Raw genomic sequence first — 16,650 nt, 5'->3', positions numbered from 1 at the left:
GCGAAAATTAGACTATTAACTTTGAAAGCATACAAATTATTCTATAGAGTAGTTTTTTGATTTTCTCTTTTTCTTTTGAGTCTATTATTTGGGCTATCTTAGCAACATCGAATACTGCACTACATTCATTTGCTGATGCTCTTCTATAGAGAAAAACCTTGCTTTCTCTTTTTTGCTAAATTTGGCATTGCCTTCTGCTATATTAACTGTAACCTGATGGCATTTTCTCCATCACATTAAATGTTTCTTTTGTATATTCTAGTGATACTTGATATACATCTAATTTTTCATGATTAAAATTCATTGCATTACCCTTACTTCGTGCCATGTGCCACGACTGCGTCTCGCGAGATTCGAACTGCGCACATCGAATTTATAAGAGTAATTATACCAAACTGTACGATAACTTTTGTAGGTCGCAACTTGGGTTATGCTATATCTTTACAGAGTTATCACCTAAACAAGTCTTTCTTATTGTAAGAATTGCTCATGCAGTGTTTTTGCTATTTTGTAACGACGCATAAAATGCTTTCGTTCTATAATTTGCTGTTGTTTGTCTTGTGTAGAGATTTTAATGTTTTTGCGCTTGATGTATTCCTGAGCGAGTTTACGCGTCCAAACTTCCATTTCTAAGAAAATTATCGGATTGATAATCTCTTGCTGTTGATATTTCTTATACTCTAGAAGCAAATCTTTTTTACTCCATTTTTTTACAGAAATTAAGTAATGGCAGTTACACGACATTTGAATGAGTTTTTGTATTTTTTCGCGGCATTCGCTAATGCATAACTTAATATCTTCTGTATTTTCTGGAGTATAGCCTTGGCCTACGTTTTGTGCTAGTTGCTTTTCATATTTTTGTAATTCAAATGTTTGCGTATTTTGCAAATTGTTTTTTTCGACCAAACACAATAGCAAAATCTGGTACGAAACAAACATGTCTACATACATTTTTTCTATTTCGCTGCGACTATATTTCATGAAAAAAGCTATTAGTATAGAGTCTTTTATTGGTAAAAGAATTTCTACGGGATTTGGAATAAAACTTTTGAAAAAATCAATGATGCTATTTTGAACATTTTTTTGAATCTCTTCGGCATTTACAAATGCCAGGTCACGCTTCATTTGATCAAGGTGACCACGCAACTCAACAACTAATTTTAAAGCAAAAGTACTTTCGATATTTGAGCTATCGTATACATTGTATCCCACTAAATAAAAGGCACGGCTAAATTGTTCGCGGGCTTTACATATATCTTCTTCAATAACGGTAATTTGTTGTGCTACATTTTTCATTTGTAAACGCTTCTGCATCGTTTTGTAGTTTTTCCACGTTTCAAAAACACCACGTACATAGCTTGTTATTGCTTCAATAACAACATCACCAAAATGTGCGAGCATGATAAATCTTAGACCTATAGTCTGCTGTATGGACTTCATAACTGTAGTTGACTGAGCAATGAGTCTTTCAACAGGGCCAGGATGCCCAGCGTCATCACTTAACCATTTTTCAAACCATGGTGGAGTATCTATTTGCACAGGAACAGAAGAAATGGGCAATTCTTCTTTCTTTTTACCTCGCGCTCTTTTCTGTTCTTTTGAAACTTCCTCTGTTTTAAGTTCTATCTCTTGAGATATATCTCTAGAGATTTTGTTTTCCTTTTTTCCTAACGACGGTTTCGGTTTTTTGAGTTGAGGTTCGCGTTGAGCAGGAACTACCGTTTCACCAGCGAAACTTAAGTTCATACTACCAATACTTTCCGGTGCCATCCCTCCTGAAGCCGGCATTTTTAGAAATGGCTCTCGTGATGGTACTGCTTTTGGAGGAGGAGGTGCAGAAGAAGACGGTGATGCAGGAGGAGGTGGTGGTGCAGGAGGAGACGGTAGTACAGGAGGAGTCGATGGTGCTTTTAGTTGCGAAGCAAATTTTTTAAATATTGGCTTTTGTTTACGTGGAGATTTCTTTTTCGAATCTTCGGAAAATCCAAGCGGAGTACTTTTTGGAAGACCAAGACTTGGAGCAGAAATCCCACGTTCTCGCTCCATTTTCATCCAATCTGTTTTAGATTCAGGCTCAGGTTTAGGTTTTATAGAGTCATAAACAGAACGTTTATCATGTATACTCAATTTCGAATTTTTACCGTAAATAAAAGCTTCTTCTTCATTATCGAAAAATGTGAATCGCGAATATTTTTGGCGAATTTTTTTATCAGCAGCTATCATCAAACAGTATTCTGGAGCTAACTTTGTCGTAAAGTCATACGAGAAATTTTCTATATCATAAAAATGAATAACAAAGAAAAAATTACCAAGACGCGCAATTTGATCATCGATGTGATTCTCTAACCAGTTTTCTAAATCGGTGTTTGTTTCTTCTCCGCGTATATCGATAGCGATAAATTCCAAACGATTTTCGCGCCCAGGAAGTTTTTCAAAATCATATGAATACGTATAATAACGACGAAAACGAATTAGAATGCCAGTTGCTTCGAAAAATTTTTCCACTTGTAACTTGCCACGTATTTTATCTACTTCAAAAATAAGTGGTTCCTTAAGGGAACAAATGTTGAGCTTTTCGTGTAACTGAATCCACTTGTTTTCTGGTAAAAATGGATAAGGAACGGATGCAAAAACAGTAAATTGCGGACATATTTTTTCTGGCGTAAACTCTGGAGCTAAAAATAAAGGTTGATCTAAAAATTCGGGTTGTTCAAAGGTAATTTTTTGCGAAATGTGGACCACACTATCCTTTTGATTTCGTTCAACGCTGAGATTTTGCTGCAACAACCAGTTAGGCATATCTTGAGGCATATCACTTTTCTCAGCCAACAAACAACATATTTGTTGTTGGAGTATTGCTGTTACAGACTCTTGTGGAGTGGTAGCCATGACAGATAAAATTTCATACGCTTCTCGTAGAGAACAGGCATGTTTGATAAGAATATTATCGATTTTCGATACTTCGTCAACAATAGGTAAACGAGAGAGAGCTTTAATTGCCTTTACTTGGTCATCAACTGAAAAATTGGGTATAGCATTTACTAATTCAATAGGCGCATTTAACATTTGAAAACAAGTGATCAAATGTTCTGCTGTATACAGATGTTTATCGGCATTGTTTATTTTATCTAAATAGTATTCTCTATTATTTTGGAGATTCTTTTTGACAATAGACTGTAATTGTGGTGACAATTCATTTTTTATACGAAGAAAGTCATTTACAAGAATAGGTAGCTTTATATTGAGCAAATAAGTCATTATTTTTTCTGACTCATCGTGTAATAAATAAAGTTTTTCAAATGCTATTACAGAATTAGTTGCAGCAAAAGTATAGAGAATCCAATCGCCTGGATTTATTTTGAACATAAAAAGCAATAATAAATTGTTAATATTTTCATCACTAAGAGACATTTTATGATGGGAAACAACTTTTAAAATAATGCGAATTTGTTCACCGTTATATATTTGAATAAACTTGTTTAGTTTTTGCAGGAATAATTGCTCTAAAACGGTAGGGATCTTTTCTAAGACTAAAATTCTCTGGCTAGCAAAGAAAAAAAGTTCTTTATTATCGTATATTAAGAGCTCAGTGATAAAATCAATGTCAGAGCTTTTAATCTGTAAAATCCAAGTAATCAACCGGTCACGATTTTGCGCTTGTGGAAAGATCTTTAACAAATAAGTGTATTTTTTAGGGTATTTCGCTATAAGTTGCCCTAAGGTGTCGAGCGCATATAGTGATGTTTCATTTCTAGTCACAGACTGTTCTTGCAGAGCTATAAATGAGATACTGTATTCCGCACCCAATTCTGCGATTGTGGACATTAACCAGCGCTTTGTTTTACCATTAATTTTTTTGTTGTTAAGTAAATCAATAAGTACTTTAATGGTAAATTCTTGTTTATCACCTATCTTAAATAATAAATATAGTAAATTTTGGTAAAAAGTTTCGCCAGGATCTACCAAGAATTTTTTTGTTAAATTTTCAAGTATCGCTTCTGTGTAAGCAGGAGAAATGTTATTGATGGCCTTGTGTATACCGAGTATTTTGATATCTAGGTCAGAACTTTTAAGAAGCTCAGGAACTCTTGTGTGATCATTTACGGAACAAGAAAAAACATTAGCAATTAAGTGCAAAAAATAGTCTTTATAAGTGCTATTTTCAAGAATTTCATCTAGAACTAATGGCCAACTTATTGTATGTTCATTACCAAACAAGTGATAGAGAGATAATAAATAATCCTCCATCTCGTTGCTAGAATAAAGGTCTTCTATTTTAAGCAAATCTGCTTCGTAAATGGCGCTGATTTTTTGTTGAACATTTTCGAAGTATTCACCCTGTATATCTAAAATTTTTTGCTTTAGTGATAGTGGTAATAAATTTGCTCGAAATGCTAACCATAAAGCATACTCTATCACAAAATCACTATTACTTTTAAGAGCATCACCAATAAAGTTTTCTTCAAAGTCTTTATTCACCAGTGCCTTTTGTATAGCATTTATCAACGTAGCGCTCGAATGTATATTACGCTTTAAAAAACTCGATTTCCATATAGCGCTATTTGGCAAAATATTTAAATAATGAAGCGTTGTTTGCTGAAAACTTTCTTGAATGTATGGATTAGATTTAATTTGTAGAGGCTCACACCCATCAAGAAAATACAACACATTCAAGTATTCATTTTCATTAGCATGAGATAATAAGTATTCGCATAAGTAGTATAGAGGTTGATCTTTAACATTTGCGAAAAAATTGCGAATCAAATAAGGACTTTCAACCACTTGTTGTTTTGTGTTTTTAATGAGAGTTTGCTTTTTTTTCAAGAAATCAGGAATCGATTTCGCTTGAAAAACTTTTTTCATTTTTCACCTCTAAAATTAATACTGTTTAAATAATGGCTGTTTTATTTTGATATGTGATGCGAATTTTAAAACTGCGATCATTTTGTTTTATTTGTATAGTGCTGTTATCGATAATAGCTACACTATCGTTATCGGTTTTGATTTCCGCGCTTAAAGGTGTAAAAATCATATCACCTGCAAGTTTAGCAAGAGGAATAATATGCATATCGTTCTTGGGGTTTGCGACATAAGAGATCTCGTCTATTTTTTGGCAAAATTTTCCATATAAAAATAAAAGCGGCATTTTTCCACGCCGTGCCCACGCTGACTCATTGTGCATTCCGTGAGGATCTTCATGATAGAAAATGTTCTTAAAATCCTGTAGCCCTTGTTCCTTTAGCTTGTGGTATACTTTGCGCATAAACCATACCATGTTTCCCTCGTCATCGCCTTCTAACCAACCTCCATCTAGATATATTTTGCAATCGTCCGCAAATTGTAAATCTTTGCTTTCTATGTCACTAGTAACACGGACATGATCCCACCAAAAAGAAGGAGAAAGACAAGCGGCTTTCGAAAAAACTTGTGGATACCAACCTAACAGATAAAAAGAAGCAAGTCCGCCAAGAGAAGATCCCATAAGTCCAGTATTTTCTCGCGAGCGTAAGGTTCGAAATTTGCGATCAATAGATGGTTTTAACTCACGAACAATAAAATCCCCGTAAGCGCGTAAACTTCCACCTTCGTTATTGCCATATTTGCAGTTACTTGGTGTTGGAGTGTAATCATAAACTCGTTGTTCTCCAGTGTTGTATACCCCAACGATAATTACACCATTCGAAAGTTTTTGTTTGATAAGAGCGTTAGCATTGTCGTCGAGATACCATTCGCCAACAAAAGATGTTTTTTCATCAAAAAGATTTTGACCATCGTGAGCATAGAGAACAGGATAACGACGTATCCCCAAGTAGTAATCAGGAGGTAGATAAACAATAACAGTTGGGGTTTTTTTCATATACTTAGATTGCGTAGGGTTGATGAGAAGTAAATGACCTTCTTTTCCCCAATCGCTGCGTTTCAATTTTTCCAAGATTGCTTTAAAAAACAAACTAATTTTTTTCATGATGCTTTCCATTAAGGGATGTGACAAAGAATAATTTGGTATATTATTCTGTGCCGCATCCCTATTTGCTACTTGTAATTTTGTGACCCACAAGTAGCGTTAAATTTAAAAAATAAATATTGTTCCTAATAGGTAACATAAAGTGGTTACTACGAATATACCTATCACATTTAACATGAACCCTGTTTTGGCCATAGTTGCTATAGAAAAGCGCTCTGAACCATACATAATTGCATTCGGAGCCGTTGCCACCGGTAACATAAAGGCAAACGAGGCTGAAATCGCTGCTGGCATCATTAGTAGGGCTGGGTTAGCATCTATAGAAACAGCTGTTATACCAAGAATAGGCATAATCACATTAGTGACCGCTGTGTTTGAAGTCACTTCGGTGAGGAACGTCATAAATGTACACAAAATAAGCATCACGACAATTGTGGGTAGTACGGTTATTTGTTGTAAATTTTCTCCTAACCACTGAGATAAACCCGTGTGATCGAAAGCTCTTGCGAGAGCTATTCCTCCGCCAAAAAGTAGTAGCATTCCCCATGGAATTTTTTTAGCTGTAGGCCAATCGAGTAATTTTTTACCATTTTCCATTGGAAAACTAAACATTACAAGTGCCATAAAAATGGCAACCGTAGTGTCATCACACTTTGGTAAACCAAAGAAAGAAGACCATCCTGGAATCACCACAAATCCCAAATCGATATTTTTGCGGAAAATCCACAGCAGTGATGTAATTAGGAATAAAACAGCTGTTGCCTTTTCATCGCGGCTCATCCCTCCTAAGTCTTGTATTTCTTTTTGTAGAACTTCTTCGCTACTTTTATCACTAGATTTAGGTAATTTAAACATGTAGATCATATAAAGCCACATGATAAAAAGGAGAATAATAACAGTAGGAATACCGACTGCCATCCAACTCGCAAATGAGATTTCTTTTACTTGTCTATGAGGACGGAGAAACTGAGGATATCGCGTTTCTAATAGTAAACGATTAAACTTAAGTGCGTCATTTTGTAGGTACACAGCTAATTGTTTTTGTTCGGACAATGAAAGTTGTTCTTTTGATACCAAAGGTTCAGCAGCAAGAACTTTGTTTATGTCGACGAGAATAGACAAAACGAGCTTTTCTTGCAGATCATTCTGTTGTAAATTCGTCTGTGTTTTTGCAGTGAGACTTTCGCGCAATTTGACTATCGCTGGATCGGTGTCTTTTTGCAAACCATTTAGAAATTCAGAGGCATTAATAATATTTTTTGGACGAATTTGCAAAAAATCGCGACGGGTTTTTTCGTAATTTTGCATCATAATTAGATTAGGTGGTGTTCCAATGGGAGTACCTACCCCACCAATACTAGCAGCATATGCAATAGATAATAAAAAAGCCGCTGCTAAACTAGTGTGTTCGAATTTCTTTTCGAGTTGCGTTACAACTGCCAAAGCAATTGGCAGCATCATTAAGGTTGTTGCCGTATTAGAAATCCACATCGACAAGGCAGCTGTTGCGATCATAAACCCAAGAAGAAGTTGCCGCGGATTTGTTCCCACGCGACAAATAACGTTAAGGGCAATTCGCCTATGTAAATTAACTTTCTCTATCACCGTTGCAATAAAAAAGCCACCCATCAAAAGAAGTACCATACGATCTCCGTAGGCAGGACCAATTTGTTTTGTTCCCATGATGTCAAGGAGTGGAAAAGCTGCAAGAGGTATTAACGATGTTGCAGGAATAGGAATTGCTTCACTCACCCACCAACAAGCCATAAGAACCGCAACAGCTAGAACCTTTATCATTTGCGGAGAAAGTGCTTTGCTGCCTTCAGGCGGTATTTCAAAAGAATACGACCAGTATAAAAGAATTGCAAATAAAAAAATACCAAGTACAAAACCTATCTTCTTCATTTTTCTTCTTTCTTCAATAGTTTGATAAATTTGCAACCACAAAGTTATATGTTGCGGTTGCAAATCACAAACGTCAACGACTTATTTCTTACTATTTCCCTTTGCATGTAAACTTACGTAAAGGTGAAAATCATCTTTATTGCGAATAGCTCCGAGAAGAGCAGAGTAAGGTGTAATACCAAATTCACTAAATTTATATTTTCCTAAAACTTTTACAGACAACACATTGTCCTTCAGTATCATATTCCCAGGAATCTCTTTAGTGATGGTTTTGCCTTTTATTGTCAAAGATAACTTTACCATTTTCGTGAAAGTAACTTCACCTATTTTTGTTTCTTTGTTCTTTATTTCAACTACTTTTGCACTGATGTGAGAATGGTTTTTCGAATCTAATTGCGAAGACGATTGCATGTTGATGCGTACTTTTTTTCGGTCAGAGTCCGATAATTTTGTGAATTTTTCAGAAAGAATACCAAGCTTTTTGAATGTAGGGTACCATTTCTCTGAAAGTGGTTGATAATCCGCATAAAGATTGTTGGTTTTTATTTTTGTAGAAAAAGTAGTTTGGTTTTGGTCACGGTGGTCATAATTTAATGTTGTATCAAATTTATAAGCATATACTAAGTGATTGTGAGCAAGATAAGAAGCAACGCCTGCTTTTTGTACAAGAACAGACAATAATGATTTACTAGAATCAACAGTAAACTCTTCTGTTAAACTGTGTGTGGGAGCTGCAATAATACAAAATGCAATTAAAACAAGTACTATAGTTTTCATAATATTCTCCTATTTTTTGGGAAACCACGGAAGGAAAGCGTTGGTTTTTTCTATATAATCTTGATACTGTGGCTTTGTTTTTACTAGGTTTTTTTCTAATAAAGCAACACCTGAAATGCGGATTAAAAAGAAGTTCATGATTAGAGTGCTAGCAATACAAGCGTATCCTCCATTTGCGCATGCTAAAAAATAAAAAGCCCACCATACCATTGCATCACCAAAGTAATTAGGGTGACGTGTCAATTTCCAAAAACCACTATCGAGTACTTTACCTTTGTTTTCTGGGTTCTTTTTAAATTTTGTTAGTTGCCAATCTCCGCCAGCTTCAAAAGCAATGCCTATTGTCCAAAAAACAATAGCAAGTATCGCGAAAATATTCCAAGTAAATGCTTCTTTTACACCATATAACGCAGATAACAAAGGTGCAGACACAATCCACATTACCACTCCTTGCAACATAAAAACGCGATAGAAACTTTTCCACCACCAATTTTTACCGTGGTTTTTGCGCCAAACTTGATAACGATAGTCTTCTGGCTTCCCTAAGTTTCGAGATGCCAGATATATGGATAACCTTAAACCCCACACAGATACCAACAATAGTATAATTGCATTTGCTTGCCACGACGAGTTGCCAAATAAGTGGTAAAAAAATGCTAAAACAACAAAGCCCATTCCCCAAAATATATCAATGATACTAGCGTCTTTTTTGAGAAGGCTTATAGTCCATATTGTCGTAACATATAAAAATACGACAGCACCTCCCCATAAGTAAATGGTGTAATAATCCATAAATTTGTCCTTTATTTTGTCAATATGCTATGTTTTCAGTAGCTTTTTTTTGTTTTTATTTTTATGATGTTTAGGGCGTGTCACATTCATCTTTACCATAATTTTCTACATATTTTGCACGGAGTTACAATATGACAAATAACGCACATCCTGAAATCCCAAAACTAGAGACTTTAGGTAAGGACTTACTTAAGACATCGTCATTCGAAAAATATCTTATTGTCATCCGCCCATTTATAGCATTGGCCGTTTTTGTTGTTGCTGCTTATTTAGAGTGGTGGTACGCTCTTCCTTTTCTGATATTTCTTATCTTTGTATCTGTGGTAACAGCGACACATGATATTGTCCATAATAGCATAGGTCTATCTAGAAAGCAAACGGAGTGGCTACTTTTTATTATGGGATCTATCTTGCTAGAAAGCGGACATGCATATCGTAAAACTCATCACTATCATCACCGTAACTTTCCAGCTCACGATGACTTAGAAGGAACTCCAGCACACATAGGTTTTTGGGGAAGCTTACTTCACGGTCCAGTTTTTATACCACGTTTGTGGTTGTGGGCTTTTAAAAATAGCGAAAAAGGCTCTGCAGAAAAGCGCTGGATAATTATAGAAGGGCTATGGCCTTTTGCATTTGTTGCTATTTCTATTCTCGTTCTACCGTGGACACCTGCACCACTTTTTTATGCGACAATGGCAATTGTAGGCAGCTGGGTATATCCAATGTTGAATGTGTACTGGTTACACAAAGATTTTGGAGACCATTCAATCCACCAAAGTAGAACAGTACGCGGTTGGTTTATCTCAGAACTATTTCTTGGACTGACTTATCACTTAGAACACCACCTATACCCTCAAGTTCCTAGCCATAACTTACCGCAATTAGCAAAAAGACTTGATCCTTTTTTAGAGGAGCAAGGAGTAAGAATATATCATTTATTTTGATAGGGAGAGGTTAATGAAAAATATACTATGGTTCGTTGTTTTATTCGCATCATTTATTTTTGCAGATGATATTTCTAATTTACAAAGAGTTTCAGGCAAGTTTAAACAAGTTTCGTCGGGAAAGACCGCATGGAGCGTAGATTACAAAAATCACGTTTATTACTGGGCAGATAAATGGGTGCGTGTAAAAGGCTCTTTTGTGCAAGTAGCGACAAGTGCAGACAACACTGTTTGCGCTATTAGCGAAGATAATCGTGCCTACAGGTGGCGCAATAAAAAATGGCATATTATGGCAGATTACGAAGTCATTTTTATTGCCGTTGGAAGCAAAAAACACATATGGGGAATTTCCGCACAAAATACTATTATTGAGTGGGACCCTTTACAAAAATTATGGATAGAACATCCTATTGAAGTGTCGTCTGTTTCTGTGGGACGCGACGGCTTTGTATGGGCATCCGCACCAAACAATAGTTCTTTCTTCACGAACGGTCAGTGGCAACGCAGTAGAGCTGATTTTAGGGATATAATTGTCGATGATATGTCTAATTTATGGGCTTTAGACGTAGAAAACAATGTATTTCGTCTACAAAACGGTAGTTGGGTACAAGTATTTCCTCCTGCTCTTAGTCAACTTTCTGTTTCAAATGGCAAAGTTTGGGGAATAAGTTCCTGTGGTAAGATATATCGCTTCGAGTCTCCGGTTTTTGCTAGCGAGTCAGAAGAATTACTGCAGCCCATTGAACAAACATCTTGGTCATGGCAAGAACTAAATGATGTGGTAGATCGTTACTTTCCTTATGTTTACATGAGTTCTGAAGATCGTTTTCACCCTTCATCAGTGGAGTGGCTACTAGACAGAGTTTCACTTGTAAAAAAACAAAGCGGCGAAGAAGTTATTGTAGCTAAACCTCCTCATACTAAAGAAGAAGTTTACAAAATAAAATCTCCTCAAAAAGGTGCTTTGTATTATCCAAGTATAAAAGGTACTGAAGCTAAAAGAGGTGATATCCATACCGCAACAATGTATGTAAACGCTAAAAGAATTAACGCCTACCAAGACTATACCGACATTCAGTACTGGTTTTTTTATCCTTACAATGGAAGTGGAACTCTTGTTATTTTCGGCGAAATAGTTCCCGTTTCTCTTTTTGGAGCTCACGAAGGAGATTGGGAGCATATCACTGTAAGAGTTGACAATGTAACCCGTGATGTCCAAGCTATTTATTTCTCGCAACACGGAGGCGGAGAATGGATTTTTGATCTTAGTAAAATCAAATGGAAAAATGGCCACCCGATTGTTTACTCATCTAAACACGGTCATGCAAGCTACCCAAAAATAGGGTTAAACAAAGATGCTTTTCTCAATGTTGGACTTGTAAATAAAACAGACAAAGGTCCTCTATGGGACGCTACCGGTCAATTAAAAATTATCGGAACTTGGGATGAACTTCAATCATATGTTTCCCCGCCACAGTGGTTAGATTTTCCTTACGATTGGGGAATGCCGCGCCTTCCGTACAGTAAAGAACTACTATACAAAAGTTTTCCTACGCTACCGAGATGGACAATTGATTTGGTTGCTCCTGTTTTAAAAGAGATGTGGAACACCATTGTCACAGGAGGCCCTGCAGGTCCAAAACAAAAAGGAAGTTGGGACGGACCAGAATAGGTATAGATTTAAATTTACAAATTGTATAAAGGAACAGAAATGCAACTTAAAGAATACCGGATGTCTACTGAGAGTAAGAGTAGTGGATGTATTGCCTGCATTGTGTATGGATGCGCGCTTTCAGTTCTATTACTAATAGCTATTGGTCTAACCTTAAGCGGAATAGAAAAATGGTTTGGTGAGCTTTCAAAAACTATGTCACTAATACTAAACATAGTAAGCGCTATCTTATTTTTGGCAATTATTTATGGGTGTTTTCGGTATTATCGAAAGCGCACAACTTTTTTTATCACTATAGATTCAACAACACTTAAAATAGGAAATTATAAGCAAAGCCAAGAATTTAAGTACACTGACATAAAGTCAATGAGCTTCCATCTAAACAAAACCAAAAAACATAGCCGTATCACTCTTAAATTACACAACGGTATTCTTTATAAAATTCATTCCATAAAAGATATTCAACATTTATGGAATGATTTAATTTCAGAAACTGGCCACGCAATCCTCTCTCGGTGCACCACAGAGATAGAGCAAAATAAAGCAGTCTCTTTTTCTGAAGATCATAAATGGCGCCTTGCAGTTGGATTACTAGCCTTCTGCGCTACTGTTTTCGTATTACTTGGAATTGCAAAGTTACTCGATGGGTCAAATGCGGTAAATACCGTAAATATAATAAAGCTAATTACTTTTGCCATTGCAGCAATTCGTTTATCCATGGAATACTTGTTTATGCGCAATAGTGGCATCATTTTGAGTAAAGACGGTATAAAGCGTTCAGCTAAAAATAGTATTGTTTTTCCTTGGAAAGAAATTGCTTCTGTTGAAAAAAGCGATATAGGAATTACTCTCCATACACAAAATAATCACAAGTTTAAAATATCTACTCGCGCAGAAAATTTCTTCTTATTTGCGCATTTTTTGCAAAATTTCATTCCTTCACAGTGCTTCAATAAAGACACTGTTTTTCCAGCAAGAATTCAAATAGACGATAGTAATTTTCGCATTCTTTTGGATCTAACCAAAATATACGATCGTTGGTCTTGGGAGTTTTCAACCCAAGGTCTTGCAAAATATAATCATCGAGAAATTGATTTTATTTTGCGCATGGAGATTACCGAAACCAGTGATAATGTTCCTTCAGAGATTATCGACATGATAAAATGGTTGTACAAAAGTATTGCAAACGAAGAGCAAGTTATAGCGCGCAACATATCTGTTTTTCCAACAAAAGGCTTTTTGGGAAGAGAAGATTGGATGGGGTTAACCTATTCAACTCACAAAGATAATTTATGTGCAATATTACTAACAGAAAATGAGTACAACAATGCTTTATTATATGGTTCGCAAAGAATCCTAAACCGCTTAGGAGAATTATATCGTCACTACCCAACGATTGATTGGAATGATCGCGATCGTACGGAAGTCGCTTATAAAGACGAAGAACCGATGATGAGGTCGACAGTTCGATTCTTAGATGGTACGACAACAGCTCTTTTTAAAGATGACAAAGAATTGTACCTCAAATTCACAACTTCAATGCCCACCAAAGGACTACCAGAACTTTTAGAAATAGAGAGTAGTGAGCCAAAAACTTTTTCGATAAACACTCATACTGTTCCTGAAGCAGACTATGCTTTAATGTGGTATCCTGGTCAAGAAGGACTCTTTGGAATAGCAGCTCATGGAGCAGAGAAAAAAAAGGTGACTGGTTGCTTTGTTGTTTTTATTCCTTATGCTAAAGAAGGAGAAGAGGGGATTGGACTATTAGAAGATGGATTTGTTATATTCACTTCTACAAATAACTACATAAAGATTATCTCTGCGATGGCTAAGCAACAAAATTATGAGTGGCAAGACGACAAAGGCAAAAAACTATTTATCGAGTGGAAAAATGAGTAAATAGCTTTTGCATCTCGTGAAAACCGCGTAAGTAAAATACTAAGCTTTTTTATTTTTACGCTTTTTACGAGAACGTCGCCAAATCGGCAAAAAGAAAAGATACATTCCTGTGACCCACAAAATAAGTAATACTATAGCACTAGGTAGAAATAACCACAATTTTGCTTCACTATGAAAAAATGAACCGTCGTGAACACTTTCAATTAAATCAGAACGTCTGTAAGCTATTTGCAAAACGGTACCAGTGCTCGCGTCTATTTGAACTTCCCATCTGTTCTTCCCACGTATTTTAATAACGCCTTTTCCAGGACGCACCTCAAGGCGATCCACATCTTGCCAAGAGTTTATTTTGGCATCAGTTTTTTCTACGATTTCTAAAATTTGTGCAAAAGAAAGCTGAGGCTCTGTACCTGAACCTTTTATTGTTTTTGGTTGTACCCACGTCGACTGTTTTTTTACTTGTAAAAGAATCCCTGTTATAATCACAATAACAATGGGAATAGCAGCAATGATAGCTCCCCAATAGTGTATTTTTCTCAGTGTATAGTTTATATTTTTCATTTGTAAACTCATAAAATTTTATAGACGGATAGTAGATTAAATAGCATAATAATAAAATTATATTATAAGAGCAGTGTAAAGGAAAAAATATGAGATTAGAAAGTTACGCTGAAGGAAAATGGTATTGTAGTCAAGGAAATGCCAAGGATTTATTCCACGCTGTCAGCGGAGAAAAAATCGCCGAAATCACCAGTGAAGGACTCAATTTTGCAGCAATGGCAGAATATGCACGGAATATTGGTGGCAAGCATTTACGGAACATGACTTTCCACGAACGTGGTCGCATGCTAAAAAGCATGGCTCTATACTTAATGGAACGCAAGGACGAGCTATATGAAACGTCTTTTGCTACTGGAGCAACGCGTCGCGATTCATGGATTGATATTGAAGGGGGAATCTCTACGTTTTTTACATATGCAAGTAAAGGACGACGAGAATTACCGGATGAAAAATTTTATGTCGATGGGAATATGGAAGTAGTTTCGCCTAACGGAACTTTTGTTGGACATCATATTTGCGTGCCTCTTGAAGGATTAGCTCTTCATATAAACGCTTTTAACTTTCCTTGTTGGGGAATGTTAGAGAAACTAGCGGCAAATTTTTTAGCTGGAGTACCAGCAATAGTGAAGCCTGCAAGTTTAACAGCGTATTTGACTGAACGCATGGTAAAAATTATGATTGAGTCAAATATACTTCCTGAAGGAGCGCTACAATTAATTTGTGGCCGTACAGGAGATCTTTTTGAACATTTAATGGAGCAAGATGTCGTTACTTTTACTGGTTCTGCGACTACTGGCCAAATGCTAAAATCGCATCCAAAGATTGTTGAAAACTCCATTCGCTTTAATATGGAAGCCGATTCTTTAAATTGCTGTATTTTAGGTTCGGACGTAACTCCTGATCTGCCAGAGTTTAAGTTGTTCATTAAAGAAGTAACTCGTGAAATGACAGTAAAGGCAGGTCAGAAGTGTACAGCTATTCGCCGCGTAATCGTTCCCGAAAATCAAGTAGACGCTGTATTAACAGCTTTGAAAGAATCTTTAGCCAAAACAACTATTGGCGACCCTACAATTGAGGGGGTAAGAATGGGACCTCTCGCTGGAGCCGATCAAGTAGAGGAAGTGACTGAGCGTGTTGCGACCTTACAAAAAGAATGCGAAATTGTTTATGGCGGTGGTGAATTTGAGGTACAAGGAGATAAAGATAAAGGGGCGTTTTTTCCTCCAACATTACTTCTTTGTAAAGATGGGTTTGCAAATACTTCAGTTCACGATGTAGAAGCTTTTGGCCCAGTAAGCACCGTTATTCCTTACAAATCGAATTCCGACGCTATTGAATTAGCACGTATGGGAAAAGGAAGTCTCGTCGGTTCATTATTTACCGCAGATGATAACGTAGCAAAAGAAATCGTTTTTGGGGTCGCACCTTACCACGGACGACTTGTTATTATTAACAATGAATGCGCAAAAGAATCAACAGGACACGGCTCACCACTACCACATCTTGTCCACGGTGGACCAGGACGAGCAGGTGGTGGAGAAGAGATGGGAGGAATTCGCGGTGTCATGCATTATATGCAACGCACAGCAATCCAAGGTTCTCCTACAACGCTAAGCAAGATATGTAATGAATGGTTACGCGGTGCAAAGAGAACAACAGATAGAATTCATCCATTTCAAAAATTCTTTGACGAGTTAGAAATAGGCGAATCTTTTACCACTCACCGTCGCACTGTTACTGAAGCAGATGTCGTAAATTTTGCTGGAATTAGCGGCGACTATTTTTATGCGCATACTGATGATATAGCAGCAAAGGATTCTTTTTTCGAAAAACGCGTAGCACATGGGTATTTTGTTCTATCTGCGGCAGCGGGTTTGTTTGTCCACCCAGCGCCAGGGCCAGTAATTGCCAATTATGGTCTAGAAGGCTTGCGATTTACAGAGCCTGTGTATCCAGGGGACACTATATATGTAAAACTTACTTGCAAACAGAAAACAGAAAAAGAAAAAAGAGAAGATGAAAAACTGCAAGGGGTTGTACATTGGGATGTCGAAGTTTTTAACCAAGAAGAAGTGATGGTTGCAGTGTACACCATTTTAACTTTGGTAGAGCGTCGTGAAAAGAGTTAG

General features: G+C 36.6%; 10 protein-coding genes. 4 read left to right on the top strand and 6 right to left on the bottom strand.

The window, feature by feature from the left end; translation table 11 throughout:
• Positions 1-471 precede the first annotated feature (471 nt).
• The 5 genes from UABHE_RS05790 to UABHE_RS05770 all read right to left on the bottom strand — a co-directional run bounded on the left by UABHE_RS05790 (position 472) and on the right by UABHE_RS05770 (position 9,439).
• Entirely contained in the window at positions 472-4,863 is a 4,392-nt protein-coding gene (locus UABHE_RS05790) for a hypothetical protein (protein WP_372369307.1), read from the bottom strand.
• Between the two features lie 25 nt (positions 4,864-4,888).
• A complete protein-coding gene (locus UABHE_RS05785) occupies positions 4,889-5,965 on the bottom strand; it encodes an alpha/beta hydrolase (protein WP_372369306.1) in 1,077 nt (358 codons plus the stop codon).
• 105 nt (positions 5,966-6,070) lie between these two features.
• Entirely contained in the window at positions 6,071-7,870 is a 1,800-nt protein-coding gene (locus UABHE_RS05780) for an SLC13 family permease (RefSeq protein ID WP_372369305.1), read from the bottom strand.
• An 81-nt stretch (positions 7,871-7,951) separates the two neighbouring features.
• On the bottom strand, positions 7,952-8,647 hold the full coding sequence (locus UABHE_RS05775) for a hypothetical protein (protein WP_372369304.1): 696 nt from the start codon (positions 8,645-8,647) through the stop codon (positions 7,952-7,954).
• Positions 8,648-8,656: 9 nt separating this feature from the next.
• Positions 8,657-9,439, bottom strand: coding sequence for a DUF1295 domain-containing protein (locus UABHE_RS05770; RefSeq protein WP_372369303.1), 783 nt, complete (start codon positions 9,437-9,439; stop codon positions 8,657-8,659).
• Positions 9,440-9,570: 131 nt separating this feature from the next.
• Here UABHE_RS05770 and UABHE_RS05765 point away from each other — a divergent pair, with 131 nt between their 5' ends.
• The 3 genes from UABHE_RS05765 to UABHE_RS05755 are packed head-to-tail and all read left to right on the top strand — an operon-like array spanning position 9,571 to position 13,960.
• Positions 9,571-10,386, top strand: coding sequence for a fatty acid desaturase (locus UABHE_RS05765; RefSeq protein ID WP_372369302.1), 816 nt, complete (start codon positions 9,571-9,573; stop codon positions 10,384-10,386).
• A gap of 13 nt (positions 10,387-10,399) precedes the next feature.
• Complete coding sequence (locus tag UABHE_RS05760; protein WP_372369301.1) at positions 10,400-12,058, top strand: Vps62-related protein; 1,659 nt, start codon at positions 10,400-10,402, stop codon at positions 12,056-12,058.
• Between the two features lie 39 nt (positions 12,059-12,097).
• Entirely contained in the window at positions 12,098-13,960 is a 1,863-nt protein-coding gene (locus UABHE_RS05755; RefSeq protein WP_372369300.1) for a hypothetical protein, read from the top strand.
• Positions 13,961-13,999: 39 nt separating this feature from the next.
• On the opposite strand, the gene UABHE_RS05750 is transcribed toward UABHE_RS05755, so the two are convergent.
• Entirely contained in the window at positions 14,000-14,521 is a 522-nt protein-coding gene (locus UABHE_RS05750; RefSeq protein WP_372369299.1) for a PepSY domain-containing protein, read from the bottom strand.
• A gap of 89 nt (positions 14,522-14,610) precedes the next feature.
• On the opposite strand from UABHE_RS05750, the gene paaZ reads away from it, so the two are divergent.
• Complete coding sequence (paaZ, locus tag UABHE_RS05745; protein WP_372369298.1) at positions 14,611-16,650, top strand: phenylacetic acid degradation bifunctional protein PaaZ; 2,040 nt, start codon at positions 14,611-14,613, stop codon at positions 16,648-16,650.

Source organism: Candidatus Uabimicrobium helgolandensis (assembly GCF_041508025.1).
GTDB classification, from domain to species: domain Bacteria; phylum Planctomycetota; class Uabimicrobiia; order Uabimicrobiales; family Uabimicrobiaceae; genus Uabimicrobium; species Uabimicrobium helgolandensis.
Note: the sequence above shows the minus strand (reverse complement) of the source record. Positions and strands in the feature narration are given on the sequence as shown.